Here is a 22,693-nt window from a genome sequence, read left to right as displayed (position 1 = left end):
CCAATCAGGGAAGTGATAAATCGAATAAAAAATATTGCCCAAGGCGACGGAGATTTAACGCAAAGAATGGAGGTTCGGTCCCAGGATGAGATGGGACAGCTTGCAACAGAATTCAATGTGTTTATCGATAATATCCATGGCATAGTCAAGCAGGTCTCGACTAACTGTGCAGATATGGCGAACTCCATGCAGCGTATGTTGTCGACGACAATTGCTGCCTCTGAAAAAGTTACTGAGCAGAGCGAGCAAACAGACCAAATCGCCACTGCTTTTAACGAGATGTCGTCTACCTCACGAGACATCTCAACCAACACTAACAGCGCTTCTGAGTCCGCGAACAACGCAAAAGGGGTGAGTGATGAAGCAAAGGGTGTCGTTGATAACGCCATTCAATCGATCAATAAATTGGCGAATGAGATTGAAGAGGCCTCCACTGTAATTATGAGTCTGGAGCAGGATGTCAGAGAAATAGTATCTGTCTTGACGGTGATTCAGGGAATCGCTGAACAAACCAACCTACTGGCTTTGAATGCAGCTATTGAAGCAGCAAGAGCGGGTGAGCAAGGCCGTGGTTTTGCTGTAGTCGCAGATGAGGTCAGATCTTTGGCAAGCAAAACCCAGGACAGCACTGAGGAGATTAGAGTCATGATCGATCGGCTGCAGCAGGGATCGACCAAAGCGGTCGATGTCATGCAGCAGTCCAAAACACGGGGACAAGAGACAGTAGAGCACAGTGAGAATGTATCCAGGTCGCTTGCCGACATGTCATCTCTTATTACCCAGATTAATGACCTGAATACCCAGATCGCAAGCGCATCCGAGCAGCAGACCGCAGTTTCAGAGGATATGAATGAGAGTGTTCAGGGCATACTTGTCATAGCCGATGAAGTTAATAGTGGCATATCCGACTCGTCCCGACTCTGTGAGGAATTGACCGCTAAAACGAAAGAGTTGAGTGATCTGGTCGATCGGTTCAAGGTTTAGCGCCGAGGCTTTGAGTTTCTTTCAAGGTCAGCCTCTCCTCTTCTGTGACAGGCCTGGTTACACTTACATATTGCTTGCAAAACGCTGCCCAGAAATAACAAAGCCCGCACAAGGCGGGCTCTGTCTGAATTCTTGATGGTGCCCGGAGGCGGAATCGAACCACCGACACACGGATTTTCAATCCGTTGCTCTACCAACTGAGCTATCCGGGCAAGTTGCGGACTGTGCTGCAACGGGGCGCTATTAAACCGGTTTAGGGGTTTTGAGTCAAGGCTGCGCCGGAAATAATTGGCCCGGGGTTATTGTTCCGGTGGAACGTAGCCTTCGGCCTTGTCGAAGGGCTCGTTGTTGAAGAAATGTTCCATCTGGGCCTGCAGGTATTTGCGGGTGTTGGGGTCCATCAGGCTCAGGTGTTTTTCGTTGATCAACATGGTCTGCTGGGCCTGCCATTCTTCCCAGGCTTTTTTGCTTACATTCTCATAAAGGTCTTCGCCTTTCTTGCCGGGCATGGGCGGAAACTCGAGACCTTCCAGTTCTTCCTGGTATTTGCGGCAGAATACGGTGCGGCTCATTTTTGCTCCTTGTGGATTGGTGATTTAAAGCAGGACAGCCTGTCCGGCGCTGGTCAGAATTGTCCGAATGGGGGCGGGCAGGCCCAGGCTCAGGGCCTCATCCCGGTGTAACCACTGGCGGCAGCCACTGTCTGAAACCTTTGTGGTATCGGTAACGCCCAGCCGTGCCGGCCGGATATGCAGGTGATAATGGCTGAAGGTATGCCGGAAAGCGCCGGTCAGCTCCGGCTGGCTGCAGTCGTAGCCGAAGGCCTGTTCGCAGGCGTCGGGCAATTCCTCCGGCTGGTAGGCCGGGTCCAGCTCTGGCAGACTCCAGAGCCCGCCCCAGATACCGCTGGGTGGTCGCCGTTCCAGCAGGATCCGGCCCTGGCTGTCTTCAAGAATGACCATCCAGATGGTTTTTTCCGGCTTGGTTTTTTTCGGTTTGGAGCCCGGGTAGAGCGCCTGTTCGTTGCGGGCATTCGCCTTGCAGTCGTGGCGCAGCGGGCAGCGCCCACAGGCCGGGCGGGTGCGGGTGCAGACCATGGCACCCAGGTCCATGATGGCCTGGGTGTAGTCCCGGATTCGCTCTTCGGGCGTGTGTTGTTCCGCGCACTCCCAGAGCTGGTTGAGCACGGCGGTCCTGCCCGGCCAGCCGGGTATTGCATGGTAGCGGGCCAGTACCCGCTTGACGTTGCCATCAAGGATGGTCGCCGGTTTCTCGAAGGCCTGCGCCAGAATAGCGGCGGCGGTGGAGCGGCCGATCCCTTTCAGGGCTTCCAGTCGGGTCTGGTCGGCGGGGAATTGTCCGCCGTGTTCATCAATAACTTGCTTTGCTGCTTCATGAAGGTTGCGGGCGCGGGCGTAGTAGCCCAGGCCTGACCAGTGGCCGAGAACGTCATCTACCGGTGCATTGGCGAGTGCGCGCACGTCAGGAAAGCGCTCCATAAAGGCCTGGAAGTAGGGAATGACCGTGGTCACCTGAGTCTGCTGCAGCATGATTTCCGATACCCAGACCCGGTAGGGGTTGCGGTCCCGGTGCCAGGGCAGGTCGTGCCTGCCGTTGTGGTCGTACCATGACAGCAGTTTGCCGGCAAAAGTGTCGGTCATTTGCCGAACAGGCCCTTGAGAGCATCTTTTACCTGGTCACCGCCTTGCTCTCCCAGTTTTTCCTGCAGTTTTTCGGAAACCTTCTCTTCCGCTTTTGACCTGGCGGCATCCACTTCTTCACGGGCCTTGGCCTTGGCGGCATTCCTGGCGATGGTTGTCAGTGCATCGCGAAAGCGCGAACCGTCGAAGGAGCAGAGCCCGGCCGGGTCCTCGGTGAAGTTGCCCCGGCACTCGACAGGGATAACCACATCCTTGACAGTGTCGGTAACCCGGCAGGCGTTGTCCCGCGCGATCTCGCCGACAATGCGCAGACCGATTTCATAATCCAGTTCGGAAGCGGCCAGGTCGGCAGTGCCGTCGCCCTCCAGTCTCATGCCTGAAAGAGCTGCCACCAGATCGGTATTGTTGAGGGTGTTGCCATTAATCCTGAGCGTACCCTTCATGTCATTGAAGGGGGTGCTGGTTCCCCAGTCTGTCTTGGTCAGGCTTTCCTGGTTGACCATGGCAATGCCCTGGCAGGCCATGCGGGTGAGGTTCATCCGGGTGAACTCGCCCTGGGCCAGGTTGAAACCGATCTCGCCGCTGGCATTGCTGCGCAGGGCAGAAATACGGTTGCCGGTAGTGCTGACGTTGACATCCATGTTAGCGCCGCCGGAGAGCATTTCCACTTCGGCCAGGTCTGTCAGCAGCGGCAATGTCTGAACGTTGTTGATGTCTTTGTTGATGCTCCACTGCGGGTTGTCGGTACGCGCATCCAGGGTGACGTTGGAACTGAAGGAGCCGTCGTAGAGCTTGCCGCTGAAATCCTCCACTTTCAGCACACCATTACGGGCGGTGATCACTGACTTGATCTCGTTGATGGTGAGATTGCTGACAATCAGCTGTCCCAGACCCAGGTTGATATCCAGGACCAGTGTCCGCAGGGTTTCCAGCGGCAGGAGCTCGCCTTCTTCCGTAGCTTCGTCGCCCTGGGGAGCCTCTTCGGTGGTGGCTTCTTCATCGCTGGCCGGCGGCAGGTAGCGGTCGGCGTTGATGGCGTCGCCTTTCAGCTCAAGCTTGATGCCGCTGTTGGCGAGAGTATAGGCCGCACTTCCGGTAAAGGTGGTGTTGTCCAGGGTCAGGCTCAGATCCGTGAGAGCTACGGTGCCCGGCTCACCGCCGATGGCAGTGGTAAAGGCAACGGCCTTCATGGCGTCCGGATCCTCTGTCTTAATGGCAGGCTGGCCAAGGTCGGACAGCAGTTCCTTGAGCGAAAATTTCCCGACATCAAGGGTGCCTGTAATCTGGGGTTCCTGGCCGAAGCCACTGACAGTCAGATCGGTGTTGAGCTCCAGATCGGCCAGACTGGCGCTAAAGCCAGAGAGCGTGGCAATCTCGTTTTCCAGATTGGCCGCCAGCGAGCCTTCCAGTGAAGCGCGAACCGATTTTCCGGCAAAGGGTTCGCCGGCCATGTCAAAGACGGCTTCAAGGTCGGCAACGCTGAAATCGTTCAGCGCTTCATTAGCCGTGAGCTGCGCACTGATACTGCCATCAACCTCGAACCGCGGCTGGTTGGTGGCAAAGCGGAAGGCCAGCTCCAGAGGAAAACCGGACCCCAGGGTGATTTGCCTGGCAGTGAGTGAGACGCCTTCGAGGGTTACCGACTGGCCGGTTCCCCTGTCTTCATAATGCAATCTGGCGTCGCTGATCTCGACCTGCTCAATATTGAAGTCCAGTGGCGCGCTTGCTTCTGTGCTGTCAGCCGCTGTCTCTTCGGCAGGCGCAGCCGCATCCGGTTGCCCCGCAGTCGCCGCATCGCTTTCGGGCATGATGAGCGTCCAGTTACCGGTGCCTTTTTCGTCCACCGACAGGTTGGCCTCCAGTCCGATGAGGGAAAAGGTATGCACCCGGGGCGACATGGTGACCAGTGACCAGAAGCTCAGTTCGGCAACCAACTGGTCCAGAGCGACCATCCGTTCGTCTTCAAGCCTGGCTTCCACATCATTGAGCTCCAGGCCCAGCGGAATGAACGACCAGCCAATATCCCCGGCCAGGACAAGGTCCAGGTTGGTGCTGGACTCGACCGCGCTTTCGATTTGTGGCTTGTAGGTATTCGGGTCGATCACCGCGACGGCGATTGCGATAGCAGCAATGGCCAGGGCAACCACTCCGATGAGGGCGAAGACGATGTAGCGAACAGCTTTCATGAATCAGGCATCCTTCCGTAATTATTTGTCCGCCGGTTACACGGGGACCTGAGCCAAGGATAACTCAGGGGTAGGAGAATAAAAGGGTGTGTGTATGACAATGCGGTAGTGATCAGCCAAAATAGCCCTGAGATAAAAAAAACAATGAATACGTGTACCCTTTATAAAAGACTATAAAAGACAGTGCATGCAACCAACAATGATAAAAGGAAAACGCTGTGGCTATTACTGTATCGATCAAGCTGAACCGCGAACTGGAGCTGCCGGCCAGCTATGACGAGGCGTTCGACCTGCTGGCGGATGTTCCTGAATCTGCCAGTCATTTCCCGAAGGTTCGTAAACTGGTGGACCTGGGAGACAATACCTATCGCTGGGAAATGGAAAAGGTGGGCGTAGACAAGTATGCAATCCAGTCCGTTTATGCCTGCAAATATTATGCGGACAGAGAGCAGGGCAAAATCAGCTGGGAGCCGGTGAAAGGCGAAGGTAACGGTGTTGTCAGCGGCTACTGGACGCTGCAGGCAAAGGGCAAAAATGCCACGGCGGTAAAATTCCACACCAGTGCCGAACTGACCCTGCCGCTGCCAGGCATGCTCAAACTGGCCATCAGCCCGGTGATCAAACACGAGTTCAACAGCCTGGTTGACACCTACATGGCCAACCTGAAAAAAGCGTTCTGATACCGGGTGTTTGCTACCGGTTATTTGCTGATGCCGGCTATCAACGTGATTAAGGCCATTGCGGGACGCGGGGGATCTTAACAGGTATAATCCTCGTCTGGATTTTAACGGCATTTGCCAACTGATGACTTTGGAGTCCCCATGGCCGAACGCAAGGCTCGGGTAGAACGAAATACCCTGGAAACACAGATCACCGTCGAGATCGATCTGGACGGTACCGGTAAATCCTCATTTGATACCGGTGTGCCTTTTCTCGAACACATGATGGACCAGATCGCCCGCCACGGGCTGGTTGATCTGAGTATCGTGTCGAAGGGTGACCTGCACATTGATGACCATCACACGGTGGAAGATATCGGCATCACCCTGGGTCAGGCTCTCAGGCAGGCGGTCGGCGACAAGAAAGGTATTCGTCGCTACGGTCACGCTTATGTGCCGCTGGATGAAGCGCTGTCCCGCGTGGTGATCGACCTGTCCGGCCGCCCCGGCCTGCTGATGGATGTGCCATACACCCGTGGTGCCGTCGGCGGATTCGACGTAGATCTGTTTGCCGAGTTCTTTCAGGGCTTTGTGAATCACTCCATGGTCACTCTGCATATCGACAATCTGAAGGGCAAGAACACTCATCACCAGATTGAAACCGTGTTCAAGGCCTTTGGCCGCGCTTTGCGCATGGCTATCGAAATGGACGAGCGCATGGCGGGTATCACGCCCTCTACCAAAGGGTCGTTGTAACAAGATCCGCTCTAACACCTGTCTTCCAAGGACATCGCAGCAACCATGAAAACCGTTGCCATTATCGACTACGGCATGGGTAATCTTCACTCTGCCAAAAAAGCGGTAGAGCACGTGGCCCCGGGAATCACCGTGCTGGTCACCGACGATCCCGCCAGAATCCGTGAAGCTGACCGGGTGATCCTGCCCGGTGTGGGCGCAATCCGGGATTGCATGGCCGAGATTCGCCGCCTGGGTATCGATACTCTTGTTCGCGAAGTCTCGCAGGATCGTCCTTTCCTTGGCGTCTGCGTGGGCATGCAGGCATTGATGGCCCGCAGTGAAGAAAACGGCGGCGTTGACTGTATCGGTTTATTTCCATCACAAGTGCGGTATTTCGGGGAAAATCTCACCGAAAATGGTGAACGCCTGAAAGTTCCTCACATGGGCTGGAATGAGGTATACCAGACCATTGAACACCCACTCTGGCATAACATCGCAGATGGCGACCGTTTCTACTTTGTGCACAGCTATTATGCCGAAGCGGCGGGCAATACCGAGATCTCTGGCCGCAGCCACTATGGCGTCGATCTGGCTGCCACTGTGGCCAGGAATAATATTTTTGCGGCCCAGTTCCACCCGGAAAAAAGCGCCAGGGCAGGGCTGCAGTTACTGAAAAACTTCACAAACTGGAACGGAAAGAGCTAGAGCTGTCGCTAATGGCTATTCCCGGGTAGTGCTTTGCCGGCGGGGGCGACCCTGTTCGGGGACGTCAAAAACATGGATGTTTTTGTCGAGCGTACAGGGAAGTATTAACAGCGTGCCCCGAACAGGGTCGCCCCCGCCGGCGAGGCACGGGCAATCAAACTCGGTAGCCAGCAGCAAGCCAGAACCGCTCCAAAGGAAAACAGAACATGCTGATCATCCCGGCCATAGACCTCAAAGACGGCAAATGCGTAAGACTGCGCCAGGGCCGTATGGACGACTCCACCGTATTCGGTGACGACCCCGTTGATATGGCGACCCGCTGGGTAAACGCCGGCGCCCGCCGTCTGCACCTGGTGGACCTGAACGGGGCCTTCGCGGGTGAACCCGTCAACGGCGAAATCGTCCGGGCCATCGCCCGCAAATACCCGGACCTGCCGATCCAGATCGGTGGCGGTATCCGCTCCGCCGACACCATCGAAGCCTATCTGCAAGCCGGCGTACAATGGGTGATCATCGGTACCAAAGCCGTCAAAGAGCCGGACTTCGTTACTGACATGTGCCGGCAATTCCCCGGTCACATCATCGTCGGCCTTGACGCCAGCAATGGCCGCGTAGCGACCGATGGCTGGGCCGAAGTCTCTGAAGTCATGGCTACCGACCTGGCGGAACGCTTTGCCAGCGACGGCGTTGAAGCCATCGTTTACACGGATATCAGCCGCGACGGCATGATGCAGGGGGTTAATGTTGAAGCCACGGCCGCAGTGGCAAAAGCGGGGGGCATCCCGGTCATTGCCTCCGGCGGCGTTACCAACATGGATGACCTGAAGCGGCTGGCAAAAGTGGCGGACCAGGGCATTCTGGGCGCCATTACCGGCCGTGCCATTTACGAAGGCACCCTGGATGTGGCCGAAGCCCAGGCCTTCTGTGACAGCCTCAAGGGATAAGACAACTTATGGCACTGGCGAAACGAATAATTCCCTGCCTCGATGTCGATAAAGGCCGTGTTGTAAAAGGCGTAAACTTTGTCGATATCCGGGATGCCGGCGACCCCGTGGAGGTCGCGCGCAAGTACAACGAAGAAGGCGCCGACGAAATTACCTTTCTGGACATCACCGCCAGCCACGAAAGCCGCGACACCACCTATGAAACCGTCGAGCGGATGGCAGCGCAGGTGTTTATTCCGCTGACGGTCGGTGGCGGGGTGCGCACTGTCGACGATATCCGCAAACTGCTGAATGCCGGTGCCGACAAGGTTGCAATTAACACCGCTGCGGTATTCAACCCGGACTTCGTGCGGGAAGCGGCGGAGCGGTTTGGCAGCCAGTGCATCGTGGTTTCTATTGATGCCAAGAGTGTCAGTGCCGAAGGCGAGGCACCCAGGTGGGAAATCTTTACCCACGGCGGACGCAAGCCGACAGGGCTGGACGCTATTGACTGGGCCCGCAAAATGGTCCGGCTGGGGGCCGGTGAACTGCTGGTGACCAGCATGGACAGGGATGGCACCAGGATAGGCTTTGATATCGGCCTGACCCGCGCGATCAGTGACGCGGTGCCGGTGCCGGTGATCGCCTCAGGTGGTGTGGGTGAATTGCAACACCTTGCCGACGGCGTCACCGCCGGCCGCGCCGATGCAGTGCTGGCAGCCTCTATTTTTCATTTCGGTCAGCATACCATTCCCGAAGCCAAGGCCTTTATGAAAGCTCAGGGGATTGAGGTGCGCGACTGAGGCATTGCCGGGTCGGGTGAAAAAACCGACAAACCGGTACCGGCTACTGCTTTTTCGCCAGCGCCGGCCTGATTTGCCGCTTCTCACCTTCGGCAAACATCTGCCTGTTACCATTTCTTATGGCCCAGACTGCACTGACGGTGGCGATCGCGATGCCCTGTTCATCGAGTTCCGGTAAACGTTTTTCCAGGTAATCAACGGTGACCGTGTGCGGGTGCCCGATGCCTATGGCGCTACCGTTCTGCCTTGCCCGTTTGATCAGCAACTCAAATTGCCTGTCGACATATTCCTCGGTCTGTTCATTGTCGAGAAAGACATCCCGGGTGAGGGTAGGTATCCGGTAGCCGGCGGCCACATGGCCTGCAATGGACGAGGCAATGGTGCGGCTGTCGACAAAGTACACGGGATAGTGGGTAAGTTCCGCCATTACCCAGTCCATGGCCTTGAGCTGCTGGGTAAGCAGGCTACCCATGTGATTGTTCACGCCCTGCACGTGGGGGATGGACCTCAGCGCCCGGCGCAGGGTTGTGGCCATCTCTGGTTGGCTCATGCCGGGGTTGAGCCCGCCCGGGCCAAGCTCCAGCAATCGGGTATTGGCCATGGGCGCGTGCAGCATGATTTCTTTCTGGCGCAGATGCGCCTTTTCCGCCAGCAGGGTCGTGTGGCGACGGAAGGGCAGGAAAGCCAGGGTGAGCGGCTGATCCATGGCAATCAGGCGTTCACCCTCAATCAGGTTGTGCCCCATGTCATCAATGATGATGGCGATGGTTGGCGGCACCTGTCTGGCGCTGGCCGGATTTTCCTCGGCCAGCAGGGGCACGGCAATTGTGGTCGCGAGCAGGGCGCCGGTGATCAGCGCAGTGAACGACTTCAATCCGTGGTTTCCTTCTGGGTCTCGCCGCGCTTGCTGAGGATCTGCAGGCCTTTGAGAAGATTCAGCGCAGAGCGAAGCTGGAAATCGCGGTCAGCGGGGGAAGCCGACTGCCCGGTTTCTTTCTGGTTACCTTGCCGGTTCTGGCCTCCGGTTCCACCTTGGCCCTCACCCTCGCCTTCAAGGTGCCCGGTCAGATCTGCCTCGGTGAAAAAGCGCTGATTTTCGAGTTCAGTCAGTTCTGCCGGTTTCACTTCAATATCGGGACTGATGCCCTTGGCCTGGATAGACCGACCGTCCGGCGTATAATAACGCGCCGTTGTCATTTTGATGGCGTGGGTTTGGTCCAGTGGGATAACGGTCTGGACGCTACCCTTGCCGAAGGACTGGGTGCCCATGATAACGGCGCGCTCATGGTCCTGCAGCGCGCCCGCCATAATTTCCGATGCGGAAGCAGATCCGCCGTTGATCAGCACGACAATTGGCGTATCCGGCAGGAGTGCTCCGGCCCTGGCGTTGAACCTCAGACGGGAGCTCTGGATGCGGCCCTCGGTGTATACAATCAGGCCCTCATCAAGCAGAACGTCAGCGGCTTCAACCGCTGCCTGCAGAATGCCGCCCGGGTTGTTACGCAGGTCGATAACCAGACCATCCAGCGGTTTGCCGTATGCTTTTTCGAGATCTTTCAGGGCCTGTTCAAACTGGCTGCCCGAATCGGCCTGGAACTGGGTAATCCGGACGTAGGCGTAGCCGTTTTCAATCATCCGCGATTTCACGCTGGTCACCTTGATGACCGCGCGCTCCACATCAATTTCAATAGGTGCTGACTGGCCTTCGCGCACAATCGTCAGGGTCAGCACGGAACCGGGTTTGCCCCGCATCAGTTTGACGGCTTCTTCAAGCGACAGGCCTTTTACCGGTTTGTCACCCAGCCTTACGATCAGGTCGCCGGCCTGCACCCCGGCCTTCTGGGCCGGTGTATCGTCAATGGGTGAGATGACCTTAACAAAGCCGTTTTCCATGCCTACTTCTATGCCCAGGCCGCCGAATTCACCGGTAGTGCTTTCCTCAAGCTTTTCGTAAGCCTTGGGGGCCAGATAGGTTGAATGCGGATCAAGATCCGACAGCATGCCTTTGATGGCGCTTTCAAGTAACTGGCGGTCGCCTATCTCTTCAACATAGGCCTCTTTGATGCGGCCAAAGACCTCGGTAAATTTGCGCAGGTCATTCAGGGGTAGCTGCGTTTCCGGATCCGGCTGCTCGATATTGTCCGTTTCGCCGGCCTCAATGTCCTTGAGCAGACGCTGGACATCGTCATCCGTCTGCTGGCCATAGACAGTGCCGGGCAGAACAATCAGGCAAAGTGCACTCAGGCCTGTGGCAACGGCCAGTGCACGAAAGGCTGCGATATACTGATTACTTCTTGCCGGTCTCATTCGCTTGTCCTGTGTTATTCCGGTGGCTGACTGGTTGCCGGTCAATGCCCGACAGTATGGCGCTATCAGGCTGATTTGTCAGCCTCTCGGACAGGCTGCACGCTGCAGGCACCGGAGTCAGCGCGAGCCGAGCCAGCGCTCGGGGTTAACGGGTTTACCGTTGTGGCGGATTTCAAAATAGACCGCGGGCGTGTCGGTACCGCCGGTACGGCCTGCCTGGGCGACGGTTTCACCAGCCTGTATCCAGTCGCCGGGACTGGTGAACAGGCTGCTGCTGTGGCCATAGAGTGTCATGTAGCCGTCACCATGGTCGAGTATGGTGATCAGCCCGAAGCCACGGAGCCAGTTGGCGAAGACCACTCTGCCATAGTGGACGGCCCTGATTTCGGCTTCTTCGGGGGTGTTGATCAGCATTCCGGAATAGCGCAGCCTGCCATCGGCATAGCTGTCACCAAAGGCATTAGCGACGCTGCCCGCTGAGGGCCAGGGCAGTTTTTTCCGCAGTGAACTGAAGGGGGCCGACTCATTGGGTGAGGGAATGTCGGCAATGGCCTGTTCGACTTCACGCAGGAGTTTTTCCAGGCGCTGACGGTCCGCCTCCAGCTGTTCACGTTCATCCAGCCGGTTCCTGATGTCTGTTCTCAGTGCAGCCAGGGTCTGCTGGCGCCTGTTCTTGCTGGCGGCCAGCTGCTGCTGGCGGTCAGCCACGTCTTTTTCCAGACCCGCCAGCCGCAGCCTGCCTTGCTGCACTTGCTGACGGGTTGCCTTGAGCTTCTGCAGATTGGCAGAGAAGGTTTCCAGTCTTGCAACGGTGTCGCGGCTGAGGTACTCGTAATAGGTCATGGTCCGGGCAATCTTGTCCGGGTGGATCTGATTCAGCAGCACTTTTACGGCCGGCGCATCGCCTTCCATCCAGGCGGCACGGATCTGTTTTTTCAGGCTTTCGCGCTGGCTGTCCAGAATGCGTACCAGCTCTGCGCTCTTCTGGTCCAGTTCCGCCAGGCGTTGCTGTTGCTGGCCTGCCTGTCTCCTTAATTGCCGGCGCTCACGGGTAAGCTGGCCGATGTTTTTTTCCAGATCGGCCAACTGACGCTCGAGTGAGGAGCGATCTTCTTCCGCAGTGCTGAGCCAGTCGTCGATGTCGGCGATTTCTTCCCGGAGCGCTTTGATCTGGCCAGGCGTTACCTGCTGTTGCGCCAGTGTCTGCGAGGCACTGAACAGCAGTGCCCCGGTCAGCAACAGGGAGCGAATCAACCGGTCTGAACCAGGCTGTGCCCGGTCATTTCGGTAGGTTGATCAAGCCCCATCAGGGTAAGCAGGCTGGGCGCGACATCGCTGAGGCTGCCATCAGCGCTCAGGGATATCGGGCGCGGGCCAACGTAGATCAGGGGGACAGGCCCGGTGGTGTGGGCGGTATGTACCTGGCCGGAATGCGGATCCTGCATCTGTTCACAGTTGCCGTGGTCGGCGGTAATCAGCGCTTCTCCGCCAACTTCCTCCAGTGCTTCCACAATTCTGGCAACGCACTGGTCGATGCATTCTGCGGCCTTGACGGCGGCTTCCATATCGCCGGTATGGCCGACCATGTCGCCATTGGCGTAATTGCAAACCACCAGATCGTACTTGCCGCTTCTGATGGCTTCACAAAGTTTGTCGGTAACTTGCGGCGCGCTCATTTCCGGCTGCAGATCGTAGGTGGCCACATTGGGTGAAGGTATCAGGATACGATCCTCACCCTCGAAGGGCGGCTCGAGGCCACCATTGAAGAAGAAGGTGACATGGGCATATTTTTCAGTTTCAGCGATCCGGAGCTGGGTCTTACCGAGATTGGCGGCATACTCACCGAGTCCGTTGGACAATTGTGCCGGTGGGTAGGCGCAACTGGTGTCGATATCGGCGGCGTACTCGGTCAGCATTACAAAATCCGCCAGTTCCGGATGTTTGCGGCGTTCAAAGCCGTCGAAATCCTTGTCGACAAAACAGCGTGTCATTTCCCGCGCCCGGTCGGCCCTGAAGTTCATGAAAATCACGCTGTCGCCATCGTTGATGGTAGCTTCAGTGTCGGTCCTTGACCTGATGCGGGTGGCTTTGACAAATTCGTCATTCTCGCCCCGCTGGTAAGCCTGCTCAAGGGCGCTGACGGGGTCCTCCGCGATGAACTCTGATTCACCCAGGGTCATTGCATTGTAGGCCTGCTCGACCCGGTCCCAGCGATGGTCCCGGTCCATGGCAAAGTAACGGCCGACAATGGTGGCAATCCGGCCAACGCCAAGTTTTTTCAGTTTCGCGGCGGCTTTCTCGAGAGAGGGTCTGGCGCTTTTCGGTGGCATGTCACGGCCATCCAGAAAGGCGTGCAGGTAGACTTCTTGCGCGCCGCGCGCAGCGGCAAGTTCAGCGGCTGCCATAATCTGGTCTTCATGGCTGTGGACGCCACCAGGGGACAGCAGCCCCATCAGATGAACGGCACGGCCGCTGCTGACCGCCTTGTCGATGGCGGCGCAGAGGACCTTGTTGTCGGCAAAGGTACCGTCACTGATGTCCTTGTCGATGCGTGTCAGGCTCTGATAGACAATCCGGCCGGCACCGAGATTCATGTGACCCACCTCAGAGTTGCCCATCTGGCCTTCCGGCAAACCCACATACTTTCCTGAGGTGTTGATCAGGGTTTTGGGATTTTCCTGCCACAGTCTGTCCCAGCACGGAGTGTTGGCAGAGCTGATTGCATTGTCTGCAGCCGGGTCGCGGTGGCCCCAGCCATCGAGAATGATCAGTGCAGTCGGCGTTTTTGTGGCAGTCATCGCTTATCCCATTATTGAAGTCTGTAAGTTTCGTAAAACGGGCAAATGTTAAACGTATTCGTATTCCGTGGCCAACTTCGGCAACGTCTGTCAGCTTCTGTCACTGACCATGGGTGTGTATAATCCCGGTCCTAACTTTGTAGCAGGATGTTTTCATGGAACGGGTATTTGAATTCGTAGTCAATCACTACATTCTGGTGTCTCTGTTTGTGGCGTTGTTGCTTGCCCTGATTGTTCTGGAGTCCCGTCGTGGAGGTCAGAAAATATCGGCCCAGGCAGCGGTAAGCCTGATCAATCGCGATGAAGCCATTGTAGTGGATATCCGTGACCGCAAAGACTTTACCGAAGGCCGGATTACCGGTTCCATCAATATTCCGCTCAGCGGCCTGAAAAGCCGGGTCTCGGAATTGAAGAAGCATGAGAACAAGCAGATTATTGTCGCCGACAAGATGGGACAACATTCTGCGATGGCCGTCAAACAGCTCAAAGAAGAAGGCTTCAATAATGTGGTTCGCCTGAGTGGCGGCATTGCCGACTGGCGGGCCAGCAACCTGCCTCTGGTGAAAAAATAATTCAACACGCCCTAATCAAACCGTAATCAAACATAAAAGGGAATCAACATGGCTGAAAATGACCAGGCCGCAGCAGGCACAGAGAACCAGAAACAACCGCAGTTTGCGCTTCAGCGTATTTACCTGAAAGACCTGTCGTTTGAATCTCCCAATTCACCCGCCGTTTTCCAGGAGCAGTGGAAGCCTCAGGTCAACCTCGACCTGAATACCTCCCACACCAAGCTGAACGAGGAAGGACAGTACGAAGTCGTTCTGTCTCTGACTGTAACCGCCAAAATGGACGAAAAGGTTGCCTACCTGGTGGAGATCCAGCAGGCCGGCGTCTTCATGATCAAAGGCGTGGAAGGCCAGCAGCTTGGTCACATGCTGGGCGCCTACTGCCCCAATATTCTGTTCCCTTATGCGCGGGAGGCGATCGATGGAGTCGCCAACAAGGGCAGCTTCCCCTCACTGATGCTGGCGCCGGTCAATTTTGACGCTATCTACGCCCAGGCGCTCAAACGCAAGCAGGAAGAAGCGGCTGGTCAGGCAAAGGAAGAGCAGACCCACTGAGAGGTGATGTAATCCCTCTGCAAAAAAACCGGCCTCGGCCGGTTTTTTTGTTTGCCCATGGAAAACACAACCTGACCCTTGCGTTTTATAATAACCTAAATCACAATCGTTCGCATTAACGATAAGTGATCGGGTTGTCCTATGTTTTACCATAAATTACGCCTTTGCCTGTCAGTCTGGCTTTTCATAGTTGCCCTGGGTTCCACGGCAACACTGGCCGATACCGCCCCCGCAGGCTATCTGAACGAGCTTGTTGTTACCGGAACCCGTTCAGAGCGCCAGTTACTCGATACGCCGGTCCGCACCGAGGTGGTTACCGCCGCCGAGATCGAGAAGACCCATGCGCGGAACCTGAAAGAGGCTCTGCAAAATGTGCCGGGCTTGCAGCTTCGGGAAATTCACGGCAAACCCGGTTATGAGGTCTGGCTGCAAGGAGTTGCGTCTGACCGGGTGCTGGTGCTGATCGATGGTCTGCCGATGACCAAGACCACCGGGTCGACCGTGGATGTCAGCCAGCTGGCCGTGCTGGATATTGAGCGGGTGGAAGTGGTCAAAGGGGCCGTCTCTGCGCAGTATGGCAGCTCCGGTATCGGTGGGGTGGTTAATGTTATTACCCGTCCGGTTGCAGCCGGGCTTGCCGGTGAGTTCACCACCGATGCCGGCACCTATGGTCACCAGAATCCCTCTGGCGATGAGGCCGATCCCGCACGGTATGCGGCTCGGGCCACGGTTCAGGGTGGTAGTGAACAGCTGGCCATGCGTTTGTCCGCTTCCCACCAGCATTCCGATGGCATCGATCCGGAACCGCAGACCTGGGCCCGTCCGGGTGACGAATACGATCGCACCGATTTCAGCTTACGCACCGACTGGTCTCCGGATGAAAATCACCGGCTGAGCGCGGCGGTTTCCCGATTCGAGGAGGAGTCCGGCTCACGGTTCACCGAGCGCAATCCGCCTTTTGTCATCAATCAGGGCAAGGACGAAACGGTTAGCCGTACCCGCTACTCCCTGTCTGGCGATCATGGCCGGGTTGCAGATCTGCGCGGTGGCTGGTCCGCGGTTCATGAAGTCCTGGACAACGATACTCTGAAGTACTCGGGCAGTAGTGTCTTTGATGACCGCCGCGCGGAATCCACCCTGTCCCGATTCTCTGTCCACCTGGGTGGGCCTGTGGGGCTCAGTCACAATATCCAGGGCGGTGTGGATATCCACCGGGAAACCCTTGAGCAATTCAAGGACGGAAGCTCCGAGCTTGGTGCCGAGCCTCGCCGGCACCGTGAGAGTCAGGAAATCTGGGGCCAGGACATCTGGATGCCGACCGCCAATCTCGAGTTGGTGCCCGGCGTAAGATTCCAGCATGACTCCGATTTCGGAGGCTACACGGCACCGAAAATTAATGCTCGCTACGATCTGTTGCAGACTGATTCCGTCACCGGATTTCTCCGTGGTGGCGTCGGCGTCGGATATCGGGTGCCAAACCTGAAGGAGCGGCATTTCACCTTTGATCACAGCCAGCTTGGTTACATCGTGCAGGGAACTCCGGATCTGCAGCCGGAAGAATCCGTCAGCTACCAGTTTGGCGGGGGGCTTTCCTGGAACCGCTCGGCATGGCTGGAAGCGAATGCCTTCCTTAACAGTATTGAACAACTTATCCAGACCTCCCCCGATGCCGAGGCCACCCAGGCGCGGAATGACGGAGTCCAGGTTTTCACCTACGAGAATCTTGCCGAAGCCCGGACCTGGGGGCTTGAGACTACAGCTGGCTGGGAACCTTCCCGAAATTGGCGGCTCACTGCTGGCTATACCCTGACCCGAACCGAGGATCTGGCAACCGGTGATGAACTCAACCGTCGCCCCAGACATCAGGCGCTTATCGGGCTGGATGGTCCGTTTTGGCTGACGAACCTGTCCTGGAGCGCCCGGGTACGGTACCAGAGTGAGGAGTTTGTTGACGCTGCCGCGGGAACAGAATCTCCGGGGTATACAACAGCTGATTTAAAACTGAATTACCGGTTCTCCGACCGGCTTCGACTGTTCGCTGGCGCTGACAACATCACCGATGAGCAGCGCGACTTTGCCAATGCCAGTGAAGATTTCAGACCCGTTGCCGGGCGTTTTCTTTACGCCGGGCTGACAGTTTCCCTGGGCGAATGATGCCTAACTACCAACAGCAACGTGAAGGAGATATCCATGGACTTTTCTGATACCAGACCGCCGGCTATTGTGCTGGCCGCACTGGCTCTGACCGCCTGCGGCGGCGGTAGTGACAACTCCATCGCCGAAGACGAACCTGAAACCGTGAGCAATTTTTCCGAGCAGCTGATGCCTGCCGCTACGGAGACCGTCTACCTGAACCTGGAAACAGGAACCATGGTTGCTGAGAGCGGGGACTGGCATATCGCGGCCAACCGCTTGAACTTTAAAGTAAACAGCGGTGCATCCGGCAACGGAACCGTTGCCGGAGCCCTCACCTCCGCTCAGGGCGATTTTTACGATGCTAACGGTAACCCTGATGCAAATGTGTTCACCAACGCGACCGCCAACTCCGAGCAGGAACACTTGCTGGGCATTTTTGAGGCGCCGGCCACATGGCAGGAAGATGCTTTTGCAAGCGCATTCGGTTCGTCGGACTCCTGGTCCCGATACAATTCCGCCACGGGTGTAATTACCGCGGCAGAAGATGTGGGCTACCTGGTGCGGTCAGCTGAAGGCAACAGCTTTGCCCGCATGCGGGTTGTCGACTTCAGTTTTCCGACCCGCGAAGGACAGGGTATTACCGATTTCACACTCGAGTTCGATGTCCAGGCGGCAGGAGAGTCCCGGTTCGGTTCTGTACCGGTTACCTTTGAGCCGCCGCAGGACTACCTCGGCGGTGATGCCTGCTTCGACTTCGATTCCGCCGCGGTTGTCGACTGTGCCACCAGTGAAGTATGGGATGTCCAGGTCGGCTTCTCCGGCCGCGACTGGTACCTGAAATCAAATAGCGGGGTGTCCGGCAGCGGCAGTGGCGGGGCTTCCGGCCCGTTGACCTGGAGCGAGCTTGCTGCCAGTGACAGTGATCCGGGCGTGCCCCAGCTCTACAGCCGGGATTCAACCGGCGGGGTCTTCACGGATAACACCTGGCATGCCTACAACCTGCTGGGACAGCACAAGATCTGGCCCAATTTCCGTACTTTCCTGATCAAGGCGGATGCCGGTGATCCTGATTCCACGGTCTGGGCACTGCAGATTGTCGGCTACTACGACCAGAACGGAACCAGTGGCCAGCCTACCGTGCGCTGGCTGCCCGTTGAACTTCAGCAGGCTCAGGAGTAACCCATGCAACAGACTGGAATGGCCACAGATACGGCAACCGAGTCCCTCGCAGGGCGTTGGCAGGCACTGCAACAGGCGCAGCCCAATATCAGGATCCGTCAGGTGGCGGACAGTCTGGGTGTCAGCGAGATGGAGCTAGTGCGGCTGCGGGATGAGGAAGCACTTATTCCTCTGAGGGATAATTTCGGGGACCTTCTCAAGGCGCTGGAGACGGTGGGGCCGGTGATGATCCTGACCCGCAACAACGAAGTTGTGCATGAGGTCACCGGCACCTTCCAGGATTTCACCAGCGGACGCTCCGGCGCCATGGGTCTGGCGGTCGGCGAGATCGATATTCGGGTCTTTTTCAAACACTGGGCCTTCGGTTACAGAGTGCGGGAACAGGTACGTTCAGGGCTGCGGGAGAGCCTGCAGTTTTTCGACCAGTATGGTGCGGCGGTCCACAAAATATACCGTGTTGCGGATACCGATGGCGCGGCATGGGAGGCGCTGATCCGCGCTTTCAGAGCAGAAGGCCCGAGACCATTCGAGCCCCGGGGCAAAAGGCCGGTCCCCCAGCGTGCAGAGCCGGACAAGGTAAATGCCGGGATTCTTCGTGATGGCTGGCGTGAGCTCAAGGATGTTCATCATTTTGGCGCTTTGCTGAAGCGGGCAGGGACCGACCGGCTGACGGCCCTGGAACTGTTGAGAGGTGAGTGGGCGACGGAGCTGGAGCGTACTGATGGCATGGTGCTGGACCGGCTGCTGGAACTGCTCAGGGACAACCAGTGTCCGGCCATGTTCTTTGTCGGTAATCCCGGAATTGTGCAGATCTTCACGGGCAGGGTGAAGAACCTGCGCCGGCAGGGTCCATGGATGAACGTTCTCGACGAGGGCTTCAACCTGCATGCCAACACGGAATTGATCCAGCGCTGGTGGCTGGTGCGCCGTCCGTCTGCTGACGGCACTATCACCTCTGTGGAAGCCTTCAATGCCGGCGGTGAACTGGTATTGACTGTGTTTGGTGAACGTAAGCCCGGTATTCCCGAATCCCCGCTCTGGCGGGAGCAGGCGGCTACTCTGGAGGCACTGACATGAGATCCCGGATTTTCGTGTGGCTGCTGTTGGCGGCGGTGTTCATGCCTTCCTCAGGGGCCGGGGAGCCGCTGCGGGTGGTGACTGCTGACGGCGCCATCACTGAAGTTGTTTACCGACTGGGCCTGGAATCCCTGCTGGTGGGGGTAGACACCACCAGCGGTTATCCGCAACAGACCGAGCTGCTGCCAAAGATCGGCTATCTGCGGGCCTTGCCTTTTGAAGGGGTGCTGGCGCTGAAGCCGGATCTGCTGATTACCTCGGAGCATGCGGCTCCGGAAGAGAACCTGGACCGTTTGGCAAGGGCCGGCGTTCAGGTTGAAAAACTGCACGCCGCCCGAACGCCGGATGCGGCATTGCGGCGGGTTATGTCGGTGGGCGCACTGCTCGGCGAGGAGGAAAGGGCCGCGGATCTGGCCGCTGAGCTCCGGTCGGAAATCAACCGGGTTCAGCGGGCATCTTTGGCCCGGGGGAGTCAGCCGACGGTGCTGTTCATTCTTGCCGCCGGTAATCACTCGGTGATGCTGGCAGGCGAAGGAACGGCTGCCTCGGCACTGCTGGATTCTGTCGGGGCGGTCAATGCCATGTCGGGGATCCAGGGCTACAAACCGGCCAACCGGGAAGCCATTCTGGTCTCCCGGCCGGATGCCATTGTTATTGCAGAGTCGACGCCAGGGCAATTCGAGATCGGATCCTGGCCCGAGGTGGAACGTCTTGATGCCTGGCAAAACGGCCATCGTCTGGTGGCAGACGGCATGATGCTGCTGGGTTTCGGCCCGCGGCTGCCTGACGCAATGGCTGCGGTGAATGAAGTATTACCTGCGCCATCGAAAGTGGCGGCCAATGGTTCGTGATGCCGCAGGCCGCCTCGGTTTTGCACCGTCACTGGTGGTTGCGTTGTCCGCCGCCGCTGTTGTGGCTCTGGTGTCCATTACCAGTGGTGCCTATCCGTTGGGGCTTACCGATATTCTGAGCGTGATCACCGGCCGGGAAGCGAGCGATCCAGTGGCGTCAATGGTGCTGCTGGAAGTACGAATGCCGAGATTCCTGTTGGGCTTTCTGGTCGGTGCGGTGCTGGCGGTCTCAGGGGCCTTGCTGCAGGGGCTGTTTCGCAATCCTCTGGCGGATCCGGGGCTGATCGGGGTTTCCGCTGGCGCCTCCCTGGCTGCAATTGCGGTGATCGTGCTGGGCAACACCTGGCTGGGTGGCTGGCTGGCCATGACTGGCGAATGGGCCCTGCCCATCGCGGCTTTTCTTGGCGGTAGTGGTACCGTCCTGCTGGCCTGGCGCATTGCCAACCGATCCGGACAGACGGCGGTGGCAACCCTGTTGCTTGCGGGTATTGCGATCAACGCCGTGGCAGGCGCCGCCACTGGTTTGCTGACTTTTTACGCCACTGATGAAGAGCTGCGTTCGCTGACTTTCTGGACCATGGGCAGTCTGGGTCATGCAGACTGGAATGATCTCCTGGTTGGCGCTCCGTTCATGCTGCTGGCGTTGCTGGCGGCGCCCTGGCTGGCCCGCCCGCTGGATGCATTTTTGCTGGGCGAATCGGTGGTCGGACACCTTGGATATCGTACCGACACTGTCAAGAGGGCGGCCATCCTGGTGGTCGGTCTGGGTGTGGGAGCCGCCGTTGCGGTCAGCGGGCTGATCGGTTTTGTGGGGCTCGTGGTGCCTCATCTGGTGCGCCAGTTGCTGGGTGCCAGCCACCGGGTGGTATTGCCTTTCAGCGCTCTGGCTGGGGGGACACTGCTGGTGGCGGCGGATTCCCTGGCGCGGGTAGTGGTAACGCCGGCTGAACTGCCTATTGGCTTGATGATGGCGCTGATTGGTGGTCCTTTTTTCCTGGCTATTCTGTTACGAACAAAGGTGATCTGATGGTTCTTGCCGTTGAAAATGTCAGTGTCTCCCTCGGGCGTTCCCGGGTGGTCAATGGTATTGATTGCCAGATACAGGCAGGCGAAATGCTGATGCTGCTGGGCCCTAACGGCGCCGGTAAGTCGACTTTGCTCAGGGCTGTCAGCGGCGATATTCCCTATCAAGGGAACGTGAGCTTCTCGGGTCGGGAGCTTGGATCCTGGCCTCCTGAATCGCTTGCGCGCCAGCGTGCCGTGATGCCCCAGCGGGTGGAAGTGAATTTCCCGCTCACGGTCGAGGAGGTCGTTTGCCTTGGGCGGCCTGCAAAGGCTTCTGGCCGGAGCGACCCGGTGGTAGATCAGTTGATGAATGAGCTGGATATCGGCCACCTGAGACACCGGCTGGTTCCCGGTCTCTCCGGTGGTGAACAGCAGCGGTTACAACTGGCGCGGGTACTGGCCCAGGTTCTGGATAGCCCGGGCGACAGGCTGTTGCTACTGGACGAGTGCACTTCCGCCCTCGACCCGGCGCATCAGCAGATGGCGCTCGCTCTGGTCCGCAGTCTGGCCAGAGATGAGGGCATGGCGGTTCTGGCGGTGGTGCACGATCTGAATCTGGCGGCCCAGTTTGCCGATCGCCTGCTGGTGATGAAGGCCGGCTGTCTTATTCATGAAGGATCGGCATGGGAGGTGCTCACGCCCGACCTGCTGCAAACAGTCTATGGCTTTACCGCGAGGGTTATCGAGCTGGAGGAAGGCTACCCGATGGTGGTGCCCAGGCGCGATAGGTCTGCGAGAGCTTATACGGCGCCTGTGAACCCCAACTGCCGCCAGGCTTCGTAAACCACCAGCGCTGCCGTGTTGGACAGATTGAGGCTGCGGCTTTCTGGCCGCATGGGCACCCGGAGGCAGCGCTCCGGGGGCAGAGAATCGCGAACCTCCGCGGGCAGGCCGCGGGTTTCCGGGCCAAACATCAGGTAGTCGCCCGGCTGATAATTAATTTCATGGTAGTGGCAGCTGCCTCGGGTGGTGAGCCCGAACAGCCGTTGCGGCTGTTCGCTGTCCAGAAAACCCTGGTAGTCAGGGTGCACGGTAACAGTGGCGTACTCACTGTAATCCAGCCCGGCCCGGCGCATCTGTTTGTCTTCCAGGTTGAATCCCAGAGGTTCAATCAGATGCAGCCTGCAGCCGGTGTTGGCGCACAGCCGGATGATATTGCCGGTATTGGGTGGTATCTCGGGCTCGTACAGCACAACGTTAAGCACGTTCGATCAGCATTCCACTGCTTGTGCCGCGAAGGCGTCATTGCCTACGGCGGTGCGTTTGGCGGCGGCGATGACAACATCACGCATGAAACTCTCCCGATATCAGAGGGATCGGGTCGGGGTTTTGGCCCGCAACCCGGTCCGGAGTACCGGCAAGTGTAGCTGAAACCGCGCAATTGCCAAGAATCACCAGGATCACTGGCGAGGGTGCCCGGCGGGCTACATATTGAGGCTGCGGCCGCCGTCTACAGCCAGAATCTGGCCGGTCACGAAAGGGGCATCACACAGCAGG

Annotated in this window: 22 protein-coding genes and 1 tRNA gene; 14 read left to right on the top strand and 9 right to left on the bottom strand. The window is 57.9% G+C overall.

Translation table 11 applies throughout. From position 1 onward, the window contains the following. Positions 1 to 984 (top strand): methyl-accepting chemotaxis protein (locus VJ956_RS12535; protein WP_324085380.1); only part of this gene is annotated, 984 nt, incomplete at its 5' end. A 136-nt stretch (positions 985 to 1,120) separates the two neighbouring features. On the opposite strand, the gene VJ956_RS12530 is transcribed toward VJ956_RS12535, so the two are convergent. The 4 genes from VJ956_RS12530 to VJ956_RS12515 form a co-directional block, all read right to left on the bottom strand. Continuing rightward, positions 1,121 to 1,196: transfer RNA gene (locus VJ956_RS12530), tRNA-Phe, on the bottom strand. An 87-nt stretch (positions 1,197 to 1,283) separates the two neighbouring features. Continuing rightward, the gene (locus tag VJ956_RS12525) at positions 1,284 to 1,556 is read right to left on the bottom strand and encodes an oxidative damage protection protein (protein ID WP_324085379.1); all 273 of its coding nucleotides are present in this window, start codon (positions 1,554 to 1,556) and stop codon (positions 1,284 to 1,286) included. A 24-nt stretch (positions 1,557 to 1,580) separates the two neighbouring features. Then, positions 1,581 to 2,645 (bottom strand): A/G-specific adenine glycosylase, encoded by a 1,065-nt coding sequence (mutY, locus tag VJ956_RS12520; RefSeq protein ID WP_324085378.1) that lies wholly within the window; start codon positions 2,643 to 2,645, stop codon positions 1,581 to 1,583. After that, positions 2,642 to 4,831: an AsmA family protein gene (locus VJ956_RS12515; RefSeq protein ID WP_324085377.1), complete on the bottom strand. Its 2,190-nt coding sequence runs from the start codon at positions 4,829 to 4,831 to the stop codon at positions 2,642 to 2,644. Before VJ956_RS12515 ends, mutY begins: the two co-directional genes overlap by 4 nt. A 218-nt stretch (positions 4,832 to 5,049) precedes the next feature. Between VJ956_RS12515 and VJ956_RS12510 the strand changes: the two genes are divergently transcribed. The 5 genes from VJ956_RS12510 (at position 5,050) to hisF (ending at position 8,659) form a co-directional block, all read left to right on the top strand. Continuing rightward, positions 5,050 to 5,511 carry an SRPBCC family protein gene (locus VJ956_RS12510; protein WP_324085376.1) on the top strand — a complete coding sequence of 154 codons (462 nt, stop codon included), beginning with the start codon at positions 5,050 to 5,052 and terminating at the stop codon, positions 5,509 to 5,511. A 141-nt stretch (positions 5,512 to 5,652) separates the two neighbouring features. Further along, positions 5,653 to 6,246 carry an imidazoleglycerol-phosphate dehydratase HisB gene (gene hisB / locus VJ956_RS12505; RefSeq protein WP_324085375.1) on the top strand — a complete coding sequence of 198 codons (594 nt, stop codon included), beginning with the start codon at positions 5,653 to 5,655 and terminating at the stop codon, positions 6,244 to 6,246. 45 nt (positions 6,247 to 6,291) lie between these two features. Then, complete coding sequence (hisH, locus tag VJ956_RS12500) at positions 6,292 to 6,933, top strand: imidazole glycerol phosphate synthase subunit HisH (protein WP_324085374.1); 642 nt, start codon at positions 6,292 to 6,294, stop codon at positions 6,931 to 6,933. 206 nt (positions 6,934 to 7,139) lie between these two features. Then, positions 7,140 to 7,877 carry a 1-(5-phosphoribosyl)-5-[(5-phosphoribosylamino)methylideneamino]imidazole-4-carboxamide isomerase gene (gene hisA, locus VJ956_RS12495; protein WP_324085373.1) on the top strand — a complete coding sequence of 246 codons (738 nt, stop codon included), beginning with the start codon at positions 7,140 to 7,142 and terminating at the stop codon, positions 7,875 to 7,877. Between the two features lie 8 nt (positions 7,878 to 7,885). Beyond that, the gene (gene hisF, locus VJ956_RS12490) at positions 7,886 to 8,659 is read left to right on the top strand and encodes an imidazole glycerol phosphate synthase subunit HisF (protein ID WP_324085372.1); all 774 of its coding nucleotides are present in this window, start codon (positions 7,886 to 7,888) and stop codon (positions 8,657 to 8,659) included. A 43-nt stretch (positions 8,660 to 8,702) separates the two neighbouring features. On the opposite strand, the gene VJ956_RS12485 is transcribed toward hisF, so the two are convergent. The 4 genes from VJ956_RS12485 to gpmI all read right to left on the bottom strand — a co-directional run bounded on the left by VJ956_RS12485 (position 8,703) and on the right by gpmI (position 13,764). Then, complete coding sequence (locus VJ956_RS12485) at positions 8,703 to 9,485, bottom strand: divergent polysaccharide deacetylase family protein (RefSeq protein WP_324085381.1); 783 nt, start codon at positions 9,483 to 9,485, stop codon at positions 8,703 to 8,705. A 44-nt stretch (positions 9,486 to 9,529) separates the two neighbouring features. Then, the gene (locus VJ956_RS12480) at positions 9,530 to 10,966 is read right to left on the bottom strand and encodes a S41 family peptidase (RefSeq protein ID WP_324085371.1); all 1,437 of its coding nucleotides are present in this window, start codon (positions 10,964 to 10,966) and stop codon (positions 9,530 to 9,532) included. 117 nt (positions 10,967 to 11,083) lie between these two features. Then, positions 11,084 to 12,220 (bottom strand): murein hydrolase activator EnvC family protein, encoded by a 1,137-nt coding sequence (locus tag VJ956_RS12475; protein WP_324085370.1) that lies wholly within the window; start codon positions 12,218 to 12,220, stop codon positions 11,084 to 11,086. Continuing rightward, positions 12,217 to 13,764: a 2,3-bisphosphoglycerate-independent phosphoglycerate mutase gene (gpmI, locus tag VJ956_RS12470; protein ID WP_324085369.1), complete on the bottom strand. Its 1,548-nt coding sequence runs from the start codon at positions 13,762 to 13,764 to the stop codon at positions 12,217 to 12,219. Before gpmI ends, VJ956_RS12475 begins: the two co-directional genes overlap by 4 nt. 155 nt (positions 13,765 to 13,919) lie before the next feature. Between gpmI and VJ956_RS12465 the strand changes: the two genes are divergently transcribed. From VJ956_RS12465 to VJ956_RS12430, 8 genes are all read left to right on the top strand, one after another. After that, complete coding sequence (locus VJ956_RS12465; protein WP_324085368.1) at positions 13,920 to 14,336, top strand: rhodanese-like domain-containing protein; 417 nt, start codon at positions 13,920 to 13,922, stop codon at positions 14,334 to 14,336. Between the two features lie 48 nt (positions 14,337 to 14,384). Beyond that, the gene (gene secB / locus VJ956_RS12460) at positions 14,385 to 14,888 is read left to right on the top strand and encodes a protein-export chaperone SecB (RefSeq protein ID WP_324085367.1); all 504 of its coding nucleotides are present in this window, start codon (positions 14,385 to 14,387) and stop codon (positions 14,886 to 14,888) included. A gap of 141 nt (positions 14,889 to 15,029) precedes the next feature. After that, positions 15,030 to 17,042 (top strand): TonB-dependent receptor, encoded by a 2,013-nt coding sequence (locus VJ956_RS12455; protein ID WP_324085366.1) that lies wholly within the window; start codon positions 15,030 to 15,032, stop codon positions 17,040 to 17,042. A 36-nt stretch (positions 17,043 to 17,078) separates the two neighbouring features. Next, positions 17,079 to 18,203, top strand: a complete 1,125-nt coding sequence (locus VJ956_RS12450) for an HmuY family protein (protein ID WP_324085365.1) — start codon at positions 17,079 to 17,081, stop codon at positions 18,201 to 18,203. Between the two features lie 3 nt (positions 18,204 to 18,206). Further along, positions 18,207 to 19,280, top strand: coding sequence for a hemin-degrading factor (locus VJ956_RS12445; RefSeq protein WP_324085364.1), 1,074 nt, complete (start codon positions 18,207 to 18,209; stop codon positions 19,278 to 19,280). Beyond that, on the top strand, positions 19,277 to 20,131 hold the full coding sequence (locus VJ956_RS12440) for a heme/hemin ABC transporter substrate-binding protein (RefSeq protein WP_324085363.1): 855 nt from the start codon (positions 19,277 to 19,279) through the stop codon (positions 20,129 to 20,131). The genes VJ956_RS12445 and VJ956_RS12440 overlap by 4 nt, the downstream gene beginning before the upstream one ends. Next, positions 20,121 to 21,158, top strand: a complete 1,038-nt coding sequence (locus VJ956_RS12435; RefSeq protein WP_414674441.1) for a FecCD family ABC transporter permease — start codon at positions 20,121 to 20,123, stop codon at positions 21,156 to 21,158. The genes VJ956_RS12440 and VJ956_RS12435 overlap by 11 nt, the downstream gene beginning before the upstream one ends. After that, positions 21,158 to 21,979 (top strand): heme ABC transporter ATP-binding protein, encoded by an 822-nt coding sequence (locus tag VJ956_RS12430; RefSeq protein WP_324085361.1) that lies wholly within the window; start codon positions 21,158 to 21,160, stop codon positions 21,977 to 21,979. The genes VJ956_RS12435 and VJ956_RS12430 overlap by 1 nt, the downstream gene beginning before the upstream one ends. Here the strand turns inward: VJ956_RS12430 and trmL are convergent. Continuing rightward, a complete protein-coding gene (gene trmL, locus VJ956_RS12425; protein ID WP_324085360.1) occupies positions 21,937 to 22,401 on the bottom strand; it encodes a tRNA (uridine(34)/cytosine(34)/5-carboxymethylaminomethyluridine(34)-2'-O)-methyltransferase TrmL in 465 nt (154 codons plus the stop codon). The two genes, VJ956_RS12430 and trmL, sit on opposite strands and share 43 nt — an antisense overlap. Between the last annotated feature and the right edge of the window lie 292 nt (positions 22,402 to 22,693).

The sequence above is a fragment of the Marinobacter sp. genome (assembly GCF_035268745.1).
Taxonomy (GTDB): domain Bacteria; phylum Pseudomonadota; class Gammaproteobacteria; order Pseudomonadales; family Oleiphilaceae; genus Marinobacter.
Note: the sequence above shows the minus strand (reverse complement) of the source record. Positions and strands in the feature narration are given on the sequence as shown.